The following is a 21,894-nucleotide window of genomic DNA, read 5'->3' on the forward strand; positions in this document are numbered from 1 at the left end:
TTCAAACACCTCTTTATCCGTGCTTAGAAACGGAAGTCGCGCAGGCCCTCGTCCAGCCCATGGAGATTTTTCAAAGCAATCTCACGGACCTTATCATTCGGGATCGTCTGCACCTCTTTTTCAATCATTTCCAATGCAAGCTTTTTGGTTTCCGGCCCCGCGTAGTCTTCCGCATATTCCTTCAGGGTCATTAGCGCGTTGGGCAGGCAGCAGTTTTTGATTTGCCCGGCTTTGACCAGCGTCATAAAACGATCCCCGGTGCGGCCTTCCCGGTAACACGCGGTGCAGAAGCTCGGAATGTAGCCCAGCTTGAGCAGCCAGTTGACCACCTGGTCCAGCGTGCGGTTGTCGCTCACTTCAAACTGGGAGGAATCCTCTTCCTCCTGGTCCTCCTCCGCGTAGCCGCCGACGCTGGTGCGGGAACCGCCGCTGATCTGGGACACGCCGTATTGAATGACCGCCTCACGCGTCTTTTTGGATTCACGGGTGGAGATGATCAGACCCGTGTACGGCACGGCGATGCGCAGGATCGCGACGATCTTCTGAAACAGCTCGTCGGATATCGCATTGGAAAAGTCGTTGACGTCAATATCATCTGCGTTGCGGATGCGGGGAACGCTGATGGTGTGCGGGCCCACGCCGTGGACGGCTTCCAGATGTTCCGCGTGCATCAGAAGGCCGACAAAGTCGTAGCGGTAGAGGTTCAGGCCGAACAGCACGCCGCAGCCGACGTCGTCGATGCCGCCTTCCATTGCGCGGTCCATCGCTTCGGTATGGTAGGCATAGTTATGCTTCGGGCCGGTGGGATGGAGCTTCTCGTATTGTTCCTTGTGGTAAGTTTCCTGGAACAGGATGTAGGTGCCGATGCCGGCTTCCTTCAGTTTGCGGTAATTTTCCACCGTCGTGGCGGCGATATTGACATTCACACGGCGGATCGCGCCGTTTTTATGCTGGATGGAGTAGATCGTCTGGATACTTTCCAGAACATACTCGATGGGGCAGTTGACCGGGTCCTCACCGGTTTCCAGCGCCAGGCGTTTGTGTCCCATATCCTGTAGTGCAATGACTTCGCGGCGGATTTCCTCCTGTGTGAGCTTTTTGCGCGGGATATGCGTGTTTTTCTTGTGATAAGGGCAATAGGTACAGCCGTTGACGCAATAGTTGGAGAGATACAGCGGTGCGAACATCACGATACGGTTGCCATAGAATTCCTGTTTTATTTTGGTTGCCTGCGCGAAGATGCGCTCCAGCGCAGTTTTGTCCTCACATGCCAGCAGGACAGCGGCCTCGCGGTGCGTCAGGCCCTTCAGCGCGTCGGTTTTATCGATGATTTGATTGATCAACTCCAGATTGTCCTTGTTTTCTTCCGCATACCGGAGCGTATCCTGGATTTCCTGATCGTCTATAAATTCGGTTGCCACCAGAGAATTTGGATTATACATGATTTTCTTCCTTTCGGTTTCCATATTTATACAGGCGTCCGATTGAGCGCCCGAATTTCCGCCTCGGTTTCCAGCCGTCCGGCGCGGATGTCCGCTTCAGAAAAAGAGGCGGGGTAAATTTGATACAGCTTTTTTAATCGGTTCGGCGTGACCTTGCGCATGATCACATTGGCGCCGCAGGAGAACACGCCCTGCTTTTGCGCGCTGTCCAGTACGCCAAGGGCAGTGGTAGCGGGCAGGTTGGCCTTGGGCAGCAGCAGGCGTGCCAGCGCGACCGCGCGTTTGGTTAATTCCGTACTGCCGCCCGGGGTATCCCGCAAGGGCGTATCCGGGTGGGGGATAAACGGCCCGATACCTGCCATATCGCAGCCGATCTCCTGCAAAAGCAGCAAGTCCCCGGCGATCGTGTCCAGAGTCTGTCCGGGCAGGCCAATCATAAAGCCGCCGCCGGTTTCAAAGTCCAGACGTTTCAGCGTCCTCAGGCAGGATACGCGTTCTTCTAACGTACCATCCGGGTGCAGTTCAGCATAGAGTTTAGGGTCGCTCGTCTCATGCTTGAGGAGGTATCGGTCTGCGCCGCAGTCTTTCCAGTAACGATAGACGGATTCCGGCAGCTCGCCGCAGCTCAGGGTGATTTTCATGCCGGTTCGCTTGATCTGCTTGACGACCTCGCCTAAAAGGTCCGCCGTATACCAGCTGTCTTCTCCGGACTGCAGCACGATGGTTTTGTAGCCGGCTTCCCAGGCTTCGCGCGCGGTTTCCACCATGTCGCGCGGATCCATACGGAAGCGTGTCGCGCTTTGATTGGCGGCATTCAGGCCGCAATAGCGGCACAGGCGCTTGCAGTGGTTGGAGAATTCCAGCAGGGCGCGGATGTGGACGACATCGCCGACGGATTCTCTCCGGATCGCGTCCGCCTGCGCGTAGATCTCATCAAAATTGTCCCGGGCCAGCCATGCGGCAAGCTCTTCCCGTGTGAACTTCATGCCGGCTGCCCAGCCTTGGAGTAAATGGTTTTCACACTCAGCCCTTTGAGCATCCCCAGCTTGCCGGAGAGGGAACTGATCACATTCATCGGCGCGTCGATCGCCACGCTGATGATCGAAATGCCGCGGTCCCGGTAAGGGATTCCCATGCGGCCGATGATGTATTCGCTGAATTCATGCAGGATGTGGTTGAGTTCCTCCGTGTTTTCCAGGTCCTCCACCACAATTCCAATCAGCGCCACGCGCTTTTCCATAGCTGATTTCCTCCTTTGAAATAAAAAAGCTCCGCGCAAAAAAGCGCGGAGCTACCCTGATTGTTCAGTCATAACAACCGCCTTCTTTCTCGGGAAAACCCCTCGTAAATCAGAACGTATCTGTGTTTTTAATCATCCTCGCCCGCGGATCATTTCCTTGGGTTGGGAAGTTATCCTTATCTTACCAACTTTTTGGAGTAAAGTCAACACCTGGCATCCGGCATGATTTCCTCAGTATCCAGGAGAATCGTAACCGGCCCGTCGTTTTCAATGGAAACAAGCATGTCCGCACCAAATTGCCCGGAAGCCGTTTGAATGCCCTGCGCTTGCACCTGCGCAATGAAGCGCTCGTACAGTGGAATCGCCTGTTCAGGCCGTGCCGCCGCGATGAAGGATGGGCGGCGGCCCTTGCGGCAGTCGGCGCAAAGAGTAAATTGGGAAATAATCAGCATCTCTCCGCCGATATCCAACAGAGAACGGTTCATCTTGCCCGCGTCGTCCTCGAAGATACGCAGGTTGACGGCCTTCTCCGCCAGGTAATCGCACTGCTTTTCCGTATCGGCTTCCGTTACGCCGAGTAACAGTGTCAGGCCGGGTCCGATTTCCCCGACGACGGTTCCGTCAATTGTCACGCTGGAGCGGCGGACGCGCTGAATGACTGCTTTCATGTTGCAAAGTTCCTCCTGTTTTTCAAACGTTTTTGCGTTCCTCATGATCGTTTAAATTGTGTAAAATCTGTTCCGCGGTGGAGATAACCAGACGCATCATGTTTTCCAAGCTGTCATGAAAAACAAAACGGTCTTCTGTATCAAGGCCCTGGATAATCAGCGCGGCATGGGACAAAAGCTGAGATGCGGTCTCCGGCTGAGCGGCGGCGCGGGTCTCCAGCAGGGGAAGGCCTAAAAGCAGCGCCTCATAAAATTTATCCCATATCTCCTTTATGGGACGGTCGTCGTTGCTGCACAGCAAAATGCCAACGCCGATTAAAAACATGCGGAAACTGTTACCCTGCGCCTGCTGCGCTCTGAGGTTGCATAAGCATTCTTCGGTCCGCCATCTCGGGCCGGGAAAAAACTGTTCAATGATACGGTCCAGTGAGATGGAAATGATTTGCAGCACTTGCAGGAACATGGAAATTATCCGCTGTAAAACCTTGTTTGATGAGACCGTATCCGTTTGAGCCGCCACCTGGGTACCCAAGCCCTGACGTGTGGTTACAATGCCCAGACTGGCCAGCAGCTCCACGGCACGACGAACCGTGCTGAATGAAACCGAATAATTTTTTGACATGGCTCCATAGGAGGGAAGAAAATCCCCCGGCCCATATGCCTCCCGGATATAGATTTGGCCGATCAGATGAGCTGCGATGGAATAGCACTTTTGAGGGCGTTCCCGGTATACCTGCCAATGGAATCGAATTTGTGCCGGAACAGGCCGGGATTGTGCGGCTTGGTTGATAAAATCATGTAAGCTGTGGTTTAGAAGCTCCAGTATCTGAAAATATGTACAAACGAGCTTCTCGCGGTCACCCTGTTCGCAGTCATTCGCCATCTGCTCTGATAGCTGCTCCAACTGCCGTTTGGTTTCCGATGATGAAACATGCATTGCCAGGGAGGGGAGAAACTGATAAAAGAGAATGGATTCGGTAAAAAGATCGAACGCCAGGCGGTTTTTATGTACAAGAATGGCTTGACGGCCGCAGTAGAACGAAATCTGAAATGGCTCTGTGACGATCTTGAGCGAGTTCTCTTTGATGGCAAGCATATCTTCCTTCCGCAGGAGCCGCGCACCCGCAAGAAACAGAGGATAAAATAAGGTTCTCAAATTTCGGTCCAGATACTGCAGGGATTCTTTTCGAGCCAGATAGTAGTCCTGCAGGTTGTGAAGGTATACATCCGCCGCAGCGTTATAGAGCACCACGGTATGCCGTCCTCTGGCAAGCTGAATGTAGTGTTCCTTTTGAAGCTGTAAGTAAGCGCTGCGAACGGTTTGCAGGGAGACTTGATAGACGCTGCACAGTGTTTCCACAGAAGGCAGGCAGTCCCCTTCCCGATAATATCCGAATTCTATCTGGTTTTTAAAGAATCCATAGATCAGGTTGTATCTTCCTGGCCCCATCGCGGATTCACTCCCTTCAGAAACGTTTGTCACAGCTAGTATTATACTATGGAAGCAGGCAGAAATCCACCCAGTCTGCCTCAGGGACTTGCCGGATTTTGGAAGGTAAGTTGTTTTTAAAAGGAAACACACTTTTGCAGTCTTGCCATGCGGCTCTTTCTGCGCTACAATGGACTTAAAGTTTCGTACATGAGCACAGTTGGTTATTGCGTGGCCAATCGGTTCCATTACACGCCTCCATTTCTTTTTTCGCCTTGTTTTGATTGACTGGACGGATGCTTGCAAAGGATCATGGCGGCCTGCGAAAACACGTTTCTGTTTAAAAGGAGTGGGGCAAATGATTAAAGACTATGCGAACAAGGTCATGGACTATGAATACAATGCGTTTATGACGCTGATGAATGTCAGTGTCAGCAAACACTTGCTTGACGAACATTTTACCGTTCTTTGGGCCAACGATTATTTTTATCAATTGATTGGGTATACAAAAGAAGAATATAAGACGCTGTTTCACTGCCATGTGGATGAATATTTTAAGAACGATCCGGAATCCGTCGCACTTATGGCGCAGATCATTGTGGATGCATATCAACGGCAGCAACCGGGCTACGAGTTTGAATGTCCCATGCATGTGAAAAACGGGGGGACCACTTGGATACGGGTGACCGGTCGGTTTACCGACGAGGTGTTTGAAGGCGTTCCTGTCGTCTATACGATTTATACGGATATTACCAAGCTTAAAGAATTGCAGCAGCAGTTGGAAGAGCAGTCAAAGCAGCTTTCAGAAGCGTTGAAGATGGCGGAGACGGCCAGCCGGGCAAAGTCGAGTTTTCTTTCGCAGATGAGCCACGACATTCGTACGCCTATGAATGCGATTGTCGGAATGACAGAAATCGCGATGATGCATATCGATGAGCCCTACAAAATAAAGGACTGCCTGAAAAAGATTTCCCTGTCCAGCCAGCATCTTCTCGGTCTGATCAACGACGTACTGGATATGTCAAAGATCGAAAGCGGCAACATTGCGCTCAATTTGGAACCTGTGTCGCTGCCGTCTGTGTTGGAGAACATAGTGGCCATCATGCAGCCTGTGGTCAAAGAAAAGAAACAGCATTTTTCTGTCCGCCTGCAGCATGTCCAGCATGAGGAATTCCTCTGCGATGCGCTGCGGCTGCGCCAAATCTTTATTAATATCCTGTCAAATGCCTCCAAATTTACACCTGAAGGCGGACAGATCATTTTCGAGGTAGAAGAGCTTGCCCTGGATACGCCCGATCATGCCCGGCTTCGGTTTACCTTCTCCGATACGGGAATCGGTATTAAGCCAAAGTTTCTTCCTTATCTGTTTGATGCTTTCACCCGGGAACGGGACAGCCGCGTAGATAAAACAGAGGGCAGCGGGCTTGGGATGGCCATCACTAAAAAGCTGACGGAACTTTTTGGCGGTACCATCCAGGTGCAAAGCCGTTTGGGCGAGGGTACCACGTTTTGTGTGGAGCTGCCGCTCGAAATTACCTCGTCCAGATATGAACAGGTGATCGATTGTAACGACATGAAAATTCTTGTAGTGGATAACGACGCTGTCGCGTGCGAATATCTGACAAAAACGTTGCAAGAACTGGGCGCGGACACGCGCTGGTGCACCAGCGGTGCCGACGCTGTGGAAAAGGTTGTGCAGGCCCGCACGTCAGGCCGGAATTTTGACATTGTACTGTTGGATTGGCAGATGCCCGGTATGGACGGCGTACAAACCGCCCGTGCGATTCGCGCCCATGCCGATGCGGAAATTCCCATTTTGATCGCCTCTGCCTACGATTGGAGCGACATTGAGGACGAGGCGAAACAGGTTGGCGTCAACGGCTTTTTACAGAAGCCTTTGTTTAAGTCCACTTTGTGCAGCGGAATCCAGCGGTATTTGTCTGGTTGTCCATCTGTTCCCCAAAAGAGCAGAGAAAGTTCACTGCACGGCAAGCGCATTTTGCTTGTGGAAGATAACCAGCTCAACAGTGAGATTGCCATTGAGCTGTTGTCTACGATGGGTGCTGAGGTGGAGACAGCGGTTGATGGCGCGGTGGGGGTGGAGCGGTTCCGCCAGTCCGAAAAAGGATACTTTGACTTGATTTTAATGGATGTCCAGATGCCCAACATGAACGGCTATGAAGCAACCCGGCAAATTCGAGCCCTGACCCGCTGGGATGCGGCCTCTGTGCCGATCATCGCGATGACTGCCGACGCTTTTGCAGAGGATGTGGAAGCGGCCAGGAGAGCGGGGATGAACAGCCATCTTCCAAAACCATTTAACCTGGATTCTTTGTATAAAGAGATCGGCAAATACCTGTGACTGCTTGAATGACTTGGGGTGGACGGTCTTGTTTTATATTTTATAAAGAAAAAATCCCCGCCAGACTGCGTACAGCCGGCGGGGAAGTGATTTACGCTTTTTTCACCGGGAATTGGATTTCTGTCAGCCAGTTATCCACGTTGTCCTGATTCCAACTGCCGTCTATATAGACCTCTCGCGGACAGCCGGTAATCTCATACCCATTGTCCTCAATCCATTTGATAACGGACGCATAGGCATCGCCCAAACGGATATAGACCCCTTTGTGCAGGACACAGGCCGCTTGCGGGACCGCCGGAACCTCTTTGAAAACCAGCAGTTCCGAATCCGCTTTTATTTCAGTAACGGTCTGGCAGACCTCTACATCAATATCGTGCTCGCGGTATTCACCGTCATGATAGATGTTAAAACAATAGCTGGGTTCTATGCATTTGCAGCCCAGTCGTTCCAGCTCCGGCTTTATTACCTCCGGATAAAGATGATTCAGCATATCAAAGCCAGAAATAATGCGGCGCAGGGATGCCACGGCGGCAGCCGGAAGTTCTTTTACAAATACGGTATAGTTGTTCATAAAAAATCCTTTCCCAGCCTTCAAAAAGTTTTCGATTCGGTTGAGTTTATCCTGCTCTCTGCAAATGACGGAGGAAATTTCCCGCCGCTTTTGTTCCAAAAGGCGCAGAATGGTTTCCTCTGGGCAGCCGGTGTTCAACAGAACCGATACTTCTGTCAAAGTAAATCCCATTTGCTTTAACGCCAGGATCTGGTGCAGTCGGGTCAGCTGCTCACTGGTGTAATACCGGTATCCGGTGAAACGGTCGATGCTGGCGGGCTTCAGCAGGCCCAACTCGTCGTAATGCCGCAGAGCTTTGGTCGTAACACGTCCGATTTGAGAAAACATTCCGATGCTGTACATAATGCAGTCCTCTTTTCCTGTTCAACAGTCGCGCTCTTGTTGATGACTCTATCATAAACGTTGCCCTTGGGGCAAAGTCAATACGCTATGATCAAAAACTTTTTCTGTTAATTGTCGCAAAATAGGTGGATTTTCGATATGGATATGAGGTATACTGGTTTACAGTATTACATAACAAGAAAAGGAGCTTCTTTCTATGTGGAGTTGCACGAACCGTGCTTTATTTCAGGAATGCATTCAGGATTTAATCGATACACCCAGTGTGCAGGCGATGCGGGGCGTCACGCAGCATGTGGACATCAACTGCTTGGACCACTGTATCTTTGTGGCGTATCTCAGCTTTTTAATTTGCCGCCGTTTTGGATGGGACTTTGAGGCGGCAGCGCGCGGCGGCCTGCTGCACGATTTATTTTTGTACGATTGGCACGAGAAGGGCAGCCATGAGGGGTTGCACGGTTTTACGCATCCGGCGGCGGCGCTGGAAAACGCCAGTCGTCTCTGTGAGCTGACAGATGTGGAAAAAGACATCATTGCCAAGCACATGTGGCCGCTGACGCTCCGGAAGATGCCCAGATACCGGGAGTCGTTTGTGGTGAGCGGCGCGGATAAACTCTGCGCGCTGGCGGAAATGCTGCAAATCTATCGTCTGATGCGTGTGGGAAAAAAGCTGAACTTTTCTTATGCGGGACAATGAAAAAGCTTGTTTTACGAATACCGGATGAACGGGAGATCCCCAAGGTTGGAAAACAGCTAACCGCCGCCTACCAGTCGTCTTATGCGGGACTGATGGACGAAACGTACTTGGCTTCTCTTCCCGAGGATCACTGGAATCCCATCCTAAGGGAAAGCATGTGCAGGGGAGATACCTGCATAATCGCGGAACAAGACGGGTGCGTTTTAGCAACTGCTGTCTTCGGAACGACGGATGAGAGCCGGGACAGCGTTGTACTGCATGCAATCTATGTGTCTTCGCATTGGGTTGGGAAGGGGATCGGTCATCTTTTGTACACAGAGCTTGAACAGCGTATGGTCGCGCAGGGCGCGCGGCGCTGCCTGCTGGAGGTTTTGTCCGCAAACGATCGTGCGATCCGGTTCTATCTTTCACATGGGTTTCAAAAGACGGGTACGTTTAACGTGGAGGAGAACGGCATGACGTTGACCTGCGATACAATGTGCAAATTTTTTATATAAATAAATGACGGTAAAAGTTCGGCTTTGCATCATGGATTCATGGCAAAGCCGGACTTTTTATGTCTCAATGGAGGCTTGAATTTTTTGATATAGCTCCGGAAAGCGTTTTTTCATGCTGATGGGCCGAAAGGTTTGCGCATCTACCCAGGCATGCAGGGTATAACCGGTATTGATTGGCGTTTCTTCGCCGCTGCGGAAAATCTGATACCGGAATTTGACGCGGGCGGGGGTCAGCTGCTCCACACAGGCCTCCACCAGCAGTTCATCCTCATACCGGGCAACACCGTTGTACCGGCATTGCAGCTCTACCAGGGGCGTCATAACGCCCATTTGTTCCATCTCTGAGTAGGTCATACCGATCCTTTTGATCAAATTGGTGCGCGCCACTTCGTACCACACCGGGTAATTGGAATGGTGCGCGATTCCCATTTGGTCTGTTTCCGCATATCGTACGACGATTTTGCTGATCGACGTCATTGGTGTTTCCCTCCCATAACAGGTTATTTTGTATCAGTTTTTACAGAACGATTTATTGATGATTCTAAACCATAAAAAAGAAAAAGGCAAGGTGATTTTTTCCAGTCATTTGGCAGTATTTTTTAAATTAATAATTAAATCTTTTTAAATAATTATCTATTTTTATTAATTAACAACAAACAACCAATGGGATATGGATTATTGTTGCGTAATTATGTAATCTTGTATCATTTTGAAGATAGGATATTGAATTACAAAATCATCTGTGATAACGTTATGGAAAAGATTCATAACAGCAGGTTTTTTTATGCATAAGTACATAAAAATTCAATTGATGGAAAATTTTGCTGTTTGTAATCTTTAGGAAAGCAATAAAAGACAGCGATTGTAATTGTGGGGAAAGAAGACCGGTGACCGGTCTAAATCAAGGAGTCTGTAAAATGAGTAGAAGAGAGGTAAACACATGAAGAAAAAGACCGTTCGGTCAGCGTTGGCAATGATGCTGGCAGTACAGATGGCTTTTGCAGCTTCCGCACCGGCTTTTGCGGCCGCTGAAGCCGCACAGGCAGGAACCCAAAACGCCATTGTTTTGCAGGAAGGGCAGGATATTCCCATTTATCTGAGTGATATGAACTGGAAATCCGCTTCCGTGGGGTATAGCAATGCAACCAAGGACAAAGATATGGACGGCAATCCACTGAAGCTGGTACAGGCGGACGGATCGCTCAAAACCTACAGCAAGGGTGTTTTTGCCCATGCACCTTCCGAAATCTCCTATGATATCGAGGGCAGAGGTGTAAAATCCTTCCACGCGGAAGTTGGTATTAACAGTGGCCGCGATGGGGCAAGCTGTGCGTTTATCGTCAAAGCGGACGACAAGGTGTTGAAGCAGACCGGCGTAATCCGTGGCAATGCGGCGGCGGAAACCATTGACGTGGAAGTTCCCGCCGATACCAAACTGCTGACGTTGATTTCAACTGACGGCGGAGACAATAAAAACAATGACCACAGCGTCTGGGGCGACGCGCAAATTGTTCTGGACGGAACCGTTCAAAAGAACTTAAAGAGAGTATCCCTGCAGGCGTCAAATTCGATCCTGGAGGTGGGGAAAACCTCGAAGATCACGGCATCCGGTATCCTGGTGGACGATTCCAAGGCAGAAGGTTTTGACAGTCTTTCCTTTGAAAGCAGCAACACGGATGTTGCGACCGTGGATAGTGACGGTGTAGTAACCGGCGTTTCCAACGGTGTGGTGACAATCTCCTGCGCGGCGACGCTGGGCGATGTTACCAAAACCGGTGCGGTAGAACTGATTGTCGGCACGGAAACACAGGGGACCACCTGGTCCATTCAGTCTCCGGATGGCAGCAGCACCGCGGTGTTTGCACTGAATGCGGATGGAAAGCTTTCCTATTCCGTATTGAATGAAACGAGGACAGTTCTCGGATTGGCGGATACCGGTATTGTAACCAGCCTGGGCGATTTCTCCAGCGGGTTGACCTTCAAAAGCGTCACGGATGCAAAGGAAATCAACGAGACATATTCTGTTATTTCCAGCAAGAAGGATGCTTATGTAAACCATGCAATGGAACGCACCATCACCTTTGAAAAGGATAACATGGAATTTGACGTCATTGTACGTGCCTACGACGACGGTGTGGCTTTCCGCTATGCCATTCGCTCAGCGGACGGTTCCGAGCAGGATATGACAATTTCCCATGAAACGACGGCCTTCCAGGTGCCGGCGGGTTCCAAAACCTGGGCGATGGCGCACGGTACCGGCGGTGCATGGTCCTATGAGGACAGCTTCTATGAGAAGCAGATTGAAGACGTCACCGGCGGCCAGTCCATTCCGCTGCTCTATGAGACGCCGGAGGGCGACTTTGCCCTTCTGACGGAAGCGGAGCTTAGCGGCGAATACATTGGTTCCATGGTCAAGGCGGAAGGAAACGGTGTTCTGCGTGTCTCCTACACGCCGCAGCAGGGCACCAAAGAGGTGGTCACCTCCGCGCCGTTCCAGACCCCGTGGAGAGTTGCAATCACCGGAACGCTGGCGGATATCGTGGAGAATACCATGGTGGAAAACCTGAGCGCGCCGGAAAAAACCGAGTATGATTATGAATCCTGGGCGCATCCGGGTTTGACCTCCTGGTCCTGGATTGCAGCGGGTCAGACCTCTGCGAATCAGCATGATCCGGATATGATTAAACGGTATATTGATTTTACAGCCGAAATGGGCTGGAAATACTATATTCTGGATGAGGGCTGGCAGCCGCACGCACCGAGCGGGAGCGACAGCCGCTATGCCGGGTATTACGATTGGTTTGATGAGATCGTCGATTATGCGGACAGCAAAGGCGTGGGCCTGATTGCGTGGGTCATCTGTGATGATCTGAACACACAGGCTAAACGTGACGCCCGCCTGATCGAATGGGCAGAAAAGGGCATCAAGGGCATTAAGATCGACTTCTTTGACCGCGAAACACAGGATAGAACCCAGCTCTTTACCGATGTTTATGAGCAGTGCTCCGAATTAAAAATGGTGGTAAACGCGCACGGCGCCAATAAGCCGACCGGTGAGACCCGCACTTATCAGAACGTTCTGACCCGTGAAGCAATCCGTGGCCAGGAGCAGGGGGATCTCAAACCGGAACAGTTTACAATCCTGCCGTTTACCCGCTGTGCAGTTGGCGCGGCGGATGTAACGGAGACTTTGTATCCCAGAGGCAGTTCCAGCACCATTGGCTTCCAGATTGCGTCTTCCATTCTCATCCAGAGCGGCCTGCATTGTATGGCGAGTGGCCCGGATGATTATCTGAACAGCCCGACGTACTCGCTGTACAAGGATATGCCCGCTGTTTGGGATGACACCAAGCTGATCGACGCCTATCCGGGCGATTTTGTCACCATGGTGCGCCGCAGCGGCGAGAACTGGTTCGGCGCCTCCACCACGACGGAAGCGCGCGACGCGGAATTCCCGCTTGATTTCCTGGGCGACGGCAAATATTATGCGCTGGTTTACAAAGATGCCGGTACCAGCCGCAATGATATTGCAATGGAATGCATTGAGGTCACCAAGGCGGACAAGCTGACCGTTCCCATGAAGAAGGGCGGCGGCTGCGCCATTAAAATTGTCAAAGAGAAGCCCGCCGGTATTGCTTCTGTTACGCTTAACAAAAATGTACTCAGCATGGAAGCACGCCAAAAGGTTACGCTGAAGGCGGACGTCACACTGGAGGAAAACGCACTCATTAAGAACGTCAACTGGACTTCCAGCGACGAATCGGTCGCAACCGTGTCCGCAACCGGCGAGATCACCGCCGTTGCGCCCGGTACTGCGGTCATTACAGCGGTTTCCCCGGTTGATCCCACCATCAAGGCGGAATGTGCTTTGACGGTCATTCAGGATAAGTATATCATCAACGATGAGACCTGGTCCGTTGTCAACGACGACCTGGACAAGGTCCGCTATAATAACGAGAACTCCATTACCATTACGTCCCAGCAGGGCGAAATTGGCGAAGGTACCAATACGCTGGACAACATCTTTGCAACCGTGCCGGCCGATCAGGATTTTGCCATCAGTGTCAAGGTAACGGGCGGCCTGACGGCGAACTATCAGGCGATTGCTTTGACAGCATTTACCGACACATCAAACGTTGTCAGTGCGATGAGAAGATACCACAGCTCCTTTGGCAACAACTGCTTTGCCATGGTCCGCAACGAGAAGGGCCAGGGTATGACAGAGACGCCGACACAGGCAGATACCAACAAGGATGCGGATGCTTACCTGAAACTGGTCAAAAAGGGCAAAACCTTCACCAGCTACTACAGTTACGACGGCGTGAACTGGACAGAAATTCGCAGCCAGGATGCGAAGGGCGACATCGCCAATGCAGAGGCAAAGGATATCAAGATTGGCGTGTATACCAGCACCGGCAACTCTGCCGCCTATAAGGATGCCACCTTTACCGATTTCACCTACTATCCGGGCGAAAGTACGGAGGGAACGGTCATCCCGTTTGCAAAACTGCGCGATGACATCAGCACTTACACGGTTGCGTTTGACAGCCAGGATGCGGATGTGCCTGCCTCTCCGGCAACGATGGACGTTGTGTTCCCGGCGACGACGGTGACCGGCCTGCCAAAGAATCCGGAGCGCGAAGGCTATACCTTTGGCGGATGGTTTACAGAGCCGGACGGCAAGGGCGCCGCGTTTACCACCGATACGGAAGTAACCGGCAACATGACCGTTTATGCCTATTGGATCCAGGATGACTATGTGTTGGGTAATGATTGGTCTGTAATCAATAAGGTTTCGGACAATCTGGCCATCAACAGTGAGAATTCCGTCAGCATCACCATGCAGGAGGGAGAGATAGGCGGCACGCTGAGAAATGTTCTGACCACTGCCCCGGCGGATCAGAACTTTGCCATCAGTGTCAAGGTCAGCGGCGGTCTTACGGACGACTTCCAGTCTGCGGCGCTTGCAGTGATGACCGATACCAATAACGTTGTGGCAGCCATGAGAAGACATCACAGCTTCTTTGAGGACCAGTGCTTTGCTATGGTGGCCGGCGGCGTGGAAAAACCGTATCAGGTGGACACGCAGAAGGATCAGGACGCCTATTTGAAGCTGGTCAAAAACGGCGCAATGTTCACCAGCTATTACAGCTATGACGGTGAGAACTGGACGGAAATCCGCAGCCAGGAATACAACAACCTGAAAGATGTTGCAGCGGAAGACCTGCGCATTGGCGTATACGCCAGCACCGGCAACTCCAATAAATACAAGCCCGTTACCTTTACCGATTTTACGTATTATCCGGTGGACAGCGAAACCGGCACGGTCATCCCGTTTGCCAAGAGCAATAAGCCGGTTGTTCCGGATGAGGGAACGCTTTCCGTCAAGTATGGTAACAGCGTGGCGCTCACCGTCAACGGCGAAGCGCAGAAGCTCGCGGATCTGCTCGGCAAGTATGAAGTGAAAAAGGTGGAAGCTGATACCCCGTATACACTGGCGTTTAAGCCGCGTGTAGAAGGCAGAGAATTCAGCTTCATCAGTGTCAACGGCGTTGATCAGGCGGTCAAGGACACAGAATCGTTTATCTATGAGTTTACCACGGACGGCAAGGCGCAGGAGCTGAACTTTGCGTTTACACAGGTTGACAAGCGTATTCTGCGCAACCTGATCACCTATGCGCAGGATTATGCCGCAAACAACGACATGGAATCCCTGGTGCCGGTGGTCAAAGAAAAGTTTGAAAATGCATTGGCGGACGCGGTAACCGTACGCGATACCGTCGCGGTGACACAGGATCAGGTCAACGATGCATGGACCGATTTGCTGGACGCAGTTCACATGCTCAGCTTTGTTAAAGGCGATAAGGCGGAGCTGACCGAGCTGGTCGACTATGCGAACAGCATTGAGACGGAGAACTTCACGCCGAACAGCGTGGCGGCATTTGAAGCAGCCCTTGCGGCGGCACAGGAAGTACTGGACGACGAAAATGCGCTCCAGCCGGACGTCAAGGAAGCCTATGATACGCTGCGTGCGGCGGCACTGGCCCTGGTGGATGCGGCAAGTGTGGAGAACCTCCAGAATCTGGTGGACATGGCGGCAGACATCGATCTCAGCGAATACATTAATATCGATAAAGACGATTTCAAATCATACCGCGATGCGCTGGCAGAGGCGGAAAGCGTCCTGGCAGATCAAAATGCAACGCAGAAGCAGGTGGATGCGGCGGCTGAGGCGCTGGTCAAGGCAATTGGAAAATTGCGCAAGACACCGAACAAGGATGCCCTGCGTGATCTGGTCGCAGAGGTGGAGGCCCTCGACCTGAGTGCCTATACACCGGAAAGCGCGGCGCGCGTCCGCACTATGATGGCCAACGCGCTCCGTATGCTCAATAATGAGGATGCGACACAGGAAGAAATTGACAGTATGGAAACGGAATTGAACAGCGCTTACAAGGCCTTGGAGACCAAGAAGAATAACAAGCCTTCCGGCGGAAGTTCTTCCTCCAACTCCGGTTCGAAGCGGCCGTCCGGTGATTCCGGTACAGCGGTTGCGGTTCCGGCAACTGTTGTAAACGCGGCACAGAATGTAAAAGCGGCGGCTTCTGTCCGCTCCGACACAACGCTTCCGTTTACACTGAAGAGAGGGCAGGCGTATTGCTTCAAGATGACAGTTCTGAACGGCAGCCCGGCGGCACCGAGCTTTACAGTTGGCAACAGCAGTGTTCTGAAGACGCAGTTTGTTGCGAAGGTCGGTAACGACTACTATTACCGTGTATGGGCGGTTGGCACACCGGGCGAAAGCACAGGCGTGTATACCACAATGGTAAATGAAGCGCCGCAGCAGCACTGCACAGTAACCATCGGTTAAAGATCATTTCGTTTAGTTGTGAGAATTGCCGCATGCGTGTCCCGGCTGGCGGCAGGTCATGGCAGCCCCTGTATAAAATAGGTTTATAAGGAAATCCTCGATAGGAGGATGTATTGAATAGGCGATCAGATAGGCTGCCCCCGGTAGGAGAACCGGGGGCGGCTGTCGTTTTCAAGCTTGACAAGTGCGCACAGGTCGGATATAATAAGCGGCGTTACATTTGAATGTGCAGTACCGCCGGGTATTCAGCGTTGGATCTTCATGCCGTTAGGCCATTGGGCATGGAGCGTCTGGCGCTTTTTTATTTTTCCGGCCAAAAGAAGAGGAGGAGATTAGATGCATAAAACCGAACCCCTGCTCCGGACCTTTACACGCTATGTTTCGCTCAATATTTTAAGCATGATCGGCCTGTCCTGTTATATTCTGGCGGATACCTATTTTATTGCGAACGGCGTGGGGAGTGCCGGGATCACTGCGCTGAATCTGGTGCTGCCTGTATACAGCTTTATCAATGGAATTGGGCTGATGCTGGGGATGGGAGCAGCAACCTGGTACGCCATCCTGCGCGGCGAAAAGGAGGCAGATTCGGCAAACCGTGTGTTTACCCATGTGCTGCTGCTGGGAGCCGTTGCAGGCGTTTTATTCACAATATTGGGGGTTGTGAACGCGGGACAGCTGGCGCGTCTTTTGGGTGCGGAAGGAAATATTCATACATTGGCAACGGTTTATTTGCAGACAATGCTGTCGTTTTCCTGTCCCTTTATCCTCAACAATATTTTTGTTTGCTTTGTCCGCAACGATCAAAATCCAAAGCTTGCCATGACCGCGATGCTGGCGGGCAGCCTGCTCAATATCCTTTTGGATTATATCCTGATCTTTCCTCTGCGGCTGGGGATGTTCGGTGCGGCCTTTGCGACAGGGCTTGCGCCGCTTGTCAGCATGCTGATTTTGCTGCTGCATAAACGGAAGCGGAAGAACCAGTTCCATCTGGTCCGGTGCGGTGTGAGTGGGCGGCGGTTGCTCCGCATCCTGACGTTCGGCCTTCCCTCCTTTATCACGGAGTTTTCCTCCGGCATTGTAATTCTGATTTTTAACATGGTAATCTTGCATCTTGCAGGAAATACCGGCGTGGCGGCGTACGGAATCATCGCCAATATGGCGTTGGTGGCAGTCGGTATTTTTACAGGTGTGGCGCAGGGAATTCAGCCAATGATCAGCACAAACTACGGCATGGGGGAACATCGGAACATAAAAAAGACGTTTTCTTATGCGGTGCTTTTGGCGATTGCCCTCGGCGTATGCTTTTATGCGGCAGGTCTGCTGTTTACCACACCGATTGTCTCTGTTTTCAATGGGGAACAGAATGCGGAATTGGCACGAATGGCAGAGGAAGGTGTCCGCCTGTACTTTCTTGCGTTTTTGATCATGGGGATTAATATCATAGCGGCGGCGGTTTTTGCCGCGCTGGAGCAGCCGGTGCGGTCGTTTGTGCTGTCTATTTCGCGTGGAGGAGCGGCCATTGTACCAGTCATTTTCCTGCTGGCCTGGAGTTTGGGCATGACCGGCGTCTGGCTGACGATTCCCTGTGCGGAAGGAATGACACTGCTTTTGACGGTGTTGTACAGCCTGCAATATTTCAGAACGAAAAAAAGGGAACCGGCCGTTTAATTCGGCTGGTTCCCTTTGCTATATCCGGTTGTGTTTAAAACAGACTTTCAACGGGGGTATATTCGCGGTTCTGCGCTTCCGCTACGGAACGATAGGTCAGATTGCCCTTGTAGATGTTCAGGCCCCTCAGCAGGGCGGGATCGTCTTTCATCGCCTGTACTGCGCCTTTTTCCGCAATGCGCAGCGCGTAAGGCAGTGTCGCGTTGGTCAGCGCAAAGGTGGAGGTGCGCGGCACGGCGCCCGGCATGTTGGCGACGGAGTAGTGCACAACGCCGAATTTCTCAAAGGTCGGATTTTCCAACGTGGTGATCCGGTCAATGGTTTCCACGGAACCGCCCTGGTCGATGGCCACATCGACGATGACGGAACCCGGGTTCATGGACTGAACCATATCCGCTGTGACCAGGCGGGGCGTTCTGGCGCCCGGAATCAGTACCGCGCCGACCACCAGATCCGCGCGCTGAACCGCCTTGGCGATGTTGTACGGATTGGACATCAGAGTGACGACGCGCCCGCGGAAGAGATCGTCCAGGTAGCTCAATCGCTGCGCGGAGACGTCGAGAACCGTTACCTGTGCGCCGAGGCCAACCGCCATCTTGACCGCGTTGGTGCCGACGGTGCCGCCGCCAATGATGGCAATGTGCGCCGGTTCCACACCGGGAATGCCGCCCAACAGCACGCCGCGTCCGCCGTTGCTCTTTTCCAGAAGATTGGCGCCGATCTGCACGGACATGCGGCCCGCGACCTCGCTCATGGGAGCCAGAAGAGGAAGGGCGCCGTTGGCGAGCTGTACAGTCTCATAGGCAATGCCGATGATTTTGCGATCCAGCAGGGCCTGTGTCTGCTTCGGGTCGGGTGCGAGGTGCAGGTAGGTAAACAGCGTCTGTCCCTCGTGCAGCCAATCGTATTCCGGAGGCAGGGGTTCCTTAACCTTGATAATCATTTCTGCGTCATCGAAGACCTGTTTGGCGGATGTATAGAGTTCCGCTCCCGCGGCGCTGTATTCCTCGTTGGTGAAACCGCTCTCCAGCCCGGCGTTTTCTTCAATGAGCACCCGGTGGCCCGCATGAACAAATGCGTCCACACCGGCGGGGGTGATGGCAACGCGGCACTCCTGCGGCTTTATTTCTTTTGGGATACCGATAATCATGGGAAAAACCTCCTAATATGTCGATTTTCAACATTTGATACTTTATTGTAACATCTCATCACAGCGCGTCAATAGGAATAGAAAAATTTTAATAATTTGTTGGGCTGGGAAGGGGATATTGCCAGCCTTTTCTTTAAAAGAGACGAAACAACCCGCAAACGGGAAAAATGATTTTAGTTCTTTGCTTTACCAGATGATTTATATAGATAACAGGCAATAATTTAAGATTTTAAATGAAATAGATAGATAAATAAAAAAATCAATAATAGTCAACAAAATATCATAAAATATAATGTTATTTCAAAGTTTGTGATAAACATTGTATCAAGCGTATAATGAGCATAGTAAACAGAATGCGTTGCAGAAAGGGAGGAACGATTGTGCAGTACGGAGAAAGCATTCAGCCGATGGCACAGGCATCGGAGTTGTTTGGTGATTCAGTCATTTATCGCGCGCTGAAAACAGACCAGTTTGAAAGCGGCCTGCTGTGTTTGGAGCCGGGGAAAACCGCTGGCTATGATGGAGGACATAAAAACGCGGATGAGCTTTTTTATGTGGTGGAGGGAACCGCCTGTGTGGAATACCCGGCCACAGGGAAACAGGTTTTGGTGAAACAGGGGGAGTTGATTGTCAACGACCGCGACCTGCCGCATGTGGTAAGCAATCCGGGAACGGAACCGTTAAAACTGCTGTTTGTCTGCTGTGCGGAGCATTGAAAGGAGTAAAACCATGGCTTATGATATTGTGACCATCGGTGGGCTGCTGGTGGAAATTATGCGAAAAGAAGTGGATCGCCCATTCGACCGGGCGGCGGATTTGATCGGGCCGTATCCGAGCGGGGATACCCCCATTGTCATCAATGCCGCAGCGAAGCTCGGCGGGAACTGCGCAATGATCGGTGTGGTTGGCCCGGACGACTTTGGAAAATGTGTTCTGGACCGTTTGCAGGAAAGCGGCGTTTCCACAGAGATGATTCGCGTGCAGCCCGGTGCGACAACCGGCACCGCGTTTGTAGGGTACTATTCCGGCGGCAAGCGTTCCTTTATCTATCATTGGCGGCATGCAGCGGCTGGAATGCTGGATGAACAGGATATCCAGCCGGAAAAATTGCAGGGTGTCAAATGGGTCCATGTCACGGGTGTGACGATTTCTTCCAGCGAGAGCAGCGCACGGGCGGTATATAAGCTGATCGAGTGCCTGCCGGAGGATGCAAAGCTGAGCTTTGACCCGAATATCCGCCCGGAGGTACTGAGCGTGGAAGAAATCCGGGAAATCTGCCGCCCGGCGATCGAGCGTGCGGACATCGTCTTCCCGAGCGTCAGTGAGGCGGCGATGCTGACCGGCGCGCCCGACGATGAAGCGGGCTGCGCAGAATGGGTCCGGCAGGGGAAAACCGTCGTGCTCAAGCGCGGGGAGCTGGGATGCCGGATTTATCAGGGGGATACCGTGGTGGATGTGCCGAGTTACCAGGTGGAGGAGATCGATCCCACCGGAGCGGGTGACACCTTCTGCGGCGCGTTTTTGGTGGCGCTGCTGGACGGTATGTCTCTGGAGGACTGTGGTCGCTTTGCCAACGCGGCGGGCGCGCTGTCTGTGACGAAGAAAGGCCCCATGGAAGGCGCGCCGGACCGGGAAGCGGTATTGGCTCTGATGCGGAATGGAGAGGGAGGGAATTCCTTTGGTCATTGATCTTTGTACCTATCCCGGGTTTATTCAGGAAATCAGCGAGGACCCGGAGCGCGTCGCATTTCGGCGCAAAACCTTTGGGCTGTATAAACAGCATGTGTGGCCGATGAAGCTGTTCATCACACAATTGAACGCGGCGGGAATCGATAAGGCGGTTTTGTTGGGTGAGGATTTGACAACGCGCTGCGGCGGGTGTATTGTGACAAATGAGGAAATCCGGACTTTAGTGGACTTGGCCCCGGACCGCATGATCGGCTTTGCAAGCGTGGACCCGCACAGGGAGGATGCTCCGGAAGTTTTGAAGGACGCCTTCACCCGTTTACAGTTGAGCGGCCTGGTGCTGAACCCGTCCACGCAGCGCTTCTATCCGGGCGATGAGGCGCTGGAGCCATTGTACAGCCTCTGTGAAGAATATAACAAACCGGTGATTTTCCAAATGGGTGTCAGCCTGCAGCCGGATGCGCCCGCCAAGTACGGCAAGCCGCTTTTGGTGGAGGACGTTTTGCTGGCGCATCCGAACCTGCGCGTCTGTGTATCACATTTTGCATGGCCGTGGGTGGAGGACGTCGCGGCGCTTCTGATCAAGTATCCGAATTTCTATGCGGATACGTCCATGCTGTATTTTGACTCCCCAAAAGAGTTCATGCACCATGTGTTCGGACAGCAGCTGGGCGCGTTCTGGCTGGACCGCAGCCTGCACAGTAAGGTGCTGTTCGGCTCCGGTTACCCGCGTATTGAACAGCTGCGGATGAAGGAAGCGGTGGAAGACTTGGCGCTCCGTCCCGCAACGCTGCAGAAGGTGCTGGGCGGCAACGCGGAACGTTTTATCTATGGGGAGGCGGATTAGTATGGTATACTTTCAGGACGCGGAGGTTTTAACCGAAAAGCACTTTCAATTTGTCCGGCTAACCGATTCCGTCCGCGAAGCGGTGCGGGAATCCGGCATCCGGAACGGCATGGTGTTTGTGGTTACAGCCCATACAACCACCGGCATTACGGTAAACGAGGGGCTGGAATGTCTGGAAAGCGATATGGAAACCGTCCTGTGCAATCTGGTGCCGGACGACGCCCCCTACGTGCATGCGCACTGGCTACCAACCTATGGCCGCACCTCCGCCAATGCGACGGGGCACCTGCGCGCCATGGTGACGGGCAACCACTGCGCGTTCCCGGTGCGGGACGGAGAGATGCTGCTGGGCGCGGCGCAAGAGATTTATTTTGCGGAATTTGACGGTCCGCAGATGCGGAAAATCACCATCGAGGTGATGGGCGAATAA

At 52.4% G+C, this 21,894-nt stretch carries 17 protein-coding genes; 9 read left to right on the forward strand and 8 right to left on the reverse strand.

Features of this window, described 5'->3' with window-relative positions:
* Nucleotides 1-23: 23 nt before the first annotated feature.
* The 5 genes from hydG to BN2106_RS07340 all read right to left on the reverse strand — a co-directional run bounded on the left by hydG (nucleotide 24) and on the right by BN2106_RS07340 (nucleotide 4,800).
* Nucleotides 24-1,442 (reverse strand): [FeFe] hydrogenase H-cluster radical SAM maturase HydG, encoded by a 1,419-nt coding sequence (gene hydG / locus BN2106_RS07320; protein WP_050698461.1) that lies wholly within the window; start codon nucleotides 1,440-1,442, stop codon nucleotides 24-26.
* A gap of 26 nt (nucleotides 1,443-1,468) precedes the next feature.
* Nucleotides 1,469-2,428 (reverse strand): [FeFe] hydrogenase H-cluster radical SAM maturase HydE, encoded by a 960-nt coding sequence (gene hydE / locus BN2106_RS07325; protein WP_050697915.1) that lies wholly within the window; start codon nucleotides 2,426-2,428, stop codon nucleotides 1,469-1,471.
* Nucleotides 2,425-2,682, reverse strand: coding sequence for a TM1266 family iron-only hydrogenase system putative regulator (locus BN2106_RS07330; RefSeq protein WP_050697916.1), 258 nt, complete (start codon nucleotides 2,680-2,682; stop codon nucleotides 2,425-2,427). Before BN2106_RS07330 ends, hydE begins: the two co-directional genes overlap by 4 nt.
* A 203-nt stretch (nucleotides 2,683-2,885) precedes the next feature.
* Complete coding sequence (gene dtd, locus BN2106_RS07335; RefSeq protein ID WP_050697917.1) at nucleotides 2,886-3,350, reverse strand: D-aminoacyl-tRNA deacylase; 465 nt, start codon at nucleotides 3,348-3,350, stop codon at nucleotides 2,886-2,888.
* A gap of 22 nt (nucleotides 3,351-3,372) precedes the next feature.
* The gene (locus BN2106_RS07340) at nucleotides 3,373-4,800 is read right to left on the reverse strand and encodes a winged helix-turn-helix domain-containing protein (protein WP_050697918.1); all 1,428 of its coding nucleotides are present in this window, start codon (nucleotides 4,798-4,800) and stop codon (nucleotides 3,373-3,375) included.
* A gap of 337 nt (nucleotides 4,801-5,137) precedes the next feature.
* Here BN2106_RS07340 and BN2106_RS07345 point away from each other — a divergent pair, with 337 nt between their 5' ends.
* The gene (locus BN2106_RS07345; RefSeq protein WP_050697919.1) at nucleotides 5,138-7,141 is read left to right on the forward strand and encodes a PAS domain-containing hybrid sensor histidine kinase/response regulator; all 2,004 of its coding nucleotides are present in this window, start codon (nucleotides 5,138-5,140) and stop codon (nucleotides 7,139-7,141) included.
* 91 nt (nucleotides 7,142-7,232) lie between these two features.
* On the opposite strand, the gene BN2106_RS07350 is transcribed toward BN2106_RS07345, so the two are convergent.
* A complete protein-coding gene (locus BN2106_RS07350; RefSeq protein ID WP_050697920.1) occupies nucleotides 7,233-8,054 on the reverse strand; it encodes a MerR family transcriptional regulator in 822 nt (273 codons plus the stop codon).
* Between the two features lie 196 nt (nucleotides 8,055-8,250).
* Between BN2106_RS07350 and BN2106_RS07355 the strand changes: the two genes are divergently transcribed.
* The gene (locus BN2106_RS07355; protein WP_050697921.1) at nucleotides 8,251-8,748 is read left to right on the forward strand and encodes an HDIG domain-containing metalloprotein; all 498 of its coding nucleotides are present in this window, start codon (nucleotides 8,251-8,253) and stop codon (nucleotides 8,746-8,748) included.
* Nucleotides 8,745-9,245, forward strand: a complete 501-nt coding sequence (locus BN2106_RS07360; protein ID WP_050697922.1) for a GNAT family N-acetyltransferase — start codon at nucleotides 8,745-8,747, stop codon at nucleotides 9,243-9,245. The genes BN2106_RS07355 and BN2106_RS07360 overlap by 4 nt, the downstream gene beginning before the upstream one ends.
* A 57-nt stretch (nucleotides 9,246-9,302) precedes the next feature.
* Here the strand turns inward: BN2106_RS07360 and BN2106_RS07365 are convergent, their stop codons facing one another.
* The gene (locus tag BN2106_RS07365) at nucleotides 9,303-9,722 is read right to left on the reverse strand and encodes an acyl-CoA thioesterase (protein ID WP_050697923.1); all 420 of its coding nucleotides are present in this window, start codon (nucleotides 9,720-9,722) and stop codon (nucleotides 9,303-9,305) included.
* 463 nt (nucleotides 9,723-10,185) lie between these two features.
* Here BN2106_RS07365 and BN2106_RS07370 point away from each other — a divergent pair, with 463 nt between their 5' ends.
* Nucleotides 10,186-16,113: a glycoside hydrolase family 97 N-terminal domain-containing protein gene (locus BN2106_RS07370; RefSeq protein WP_050697924.1), complete on the forward strand. Its 5,928-nt coding sequence runs from the start codon at nucleotides 10,186-10,188 to the stop codon at nucleotides 16,111-16,113.
* Nucleotides 16,114-16,449: 336 nt separating this feature from the next.
* Nucleotides 16,450-17,781, forward strand: coding sequence for an MATE family efflux transporter (locus BN2106_RS07375; RefSeq protein WP_050697925.1), 1,332 nt, complete (start codon nucleotides 16,450-16,452; stop codon nucleotides 17,779-17,781).
* A gap of 34 nt (nucleotides 17,782-17,815) precedes the next feature.
* Here the strand turns inward: BN2106_RS07375 and ald are convergent, their stop codons facing one another.
* Entirely contained in the window at nucleotides 17,816-18,931 is a 1,116-nt protein-coding gene (gene ald / locus BN2106_RS07380; RefSeq protein WP_050697926.1) for an alanine dehydrogenase, read from the reverse strand.
* 380 nt (nucleotides 18,932-19,311) lie between these two features.
* Between ald and BN2106_RS07385 the strand changes: the two genes are divergently transcribed.
* From BN2106_RS07385 to BN2106_RS07400, 4 genes are read left to right on the forward strand one after another with little or no spacing between them, the layout of a single operon-like run.
* Nucleotides 19,312-19,647, forward strand: a complete 336-nt coding sequence (locus BN2106_RS07385; RefSeq protein WP_050697927.1) for a cupin domain-containing protein — start codon at nucleotides 19,312-19,314, stop codon at nucleotides 19,645-19,647.
* A gap of 13 nt (nucleotides 19,648-19,660) precedes the next feature.
* A complete protein-coding gene (locus BN2106_RS07390; protein WP_050697928.1) occupies nucleotides 19,661-20,620 on the forward strand; it encodes a sugar kinase in 960 nt (319 codons plus the stop codon).
* Nucleotides 20,610-21,464, forward strand: a complete 855-nt coding sequence (locus tag BN2106_RS07395; protein ID WP_050697929.1) for an amidohydrolase family protein — start codon at nucleotides 20,610-20,612, stop codon at nucleotides 21,462-21,464. The genes BN2106_RS07390 and BN2106_RS07395 overlap by 11 nt, the downstream gene beginning before the upstream one ends.
* A 1-nt stretch (nucleotide 21,465) precedes the next feature.
* Complete coding sequence (locus BN2106_RS07400) at nucleotides 21,466-21,894, forward strand: secondary thiamine-phosphate synthase enzyme YjbQ (protein WP_050697930.1); 429 nt, start codon at nucleotides 21,466-21,468, stop codon at nucleotides 21,892-21,894.

Origin of the sequence: Anaeromassilibacillus senegalensis (genome assembly GCF_001261775.1) — a bacterium.
GTDB classification, from domain to species: domain Bacteria; phylum Bacillota; class Clostridia; order Oscillospirales; family Acutalibacteraceae; genus Anaeromassilibacillus; species Anaeromassilibacillus senegalensis.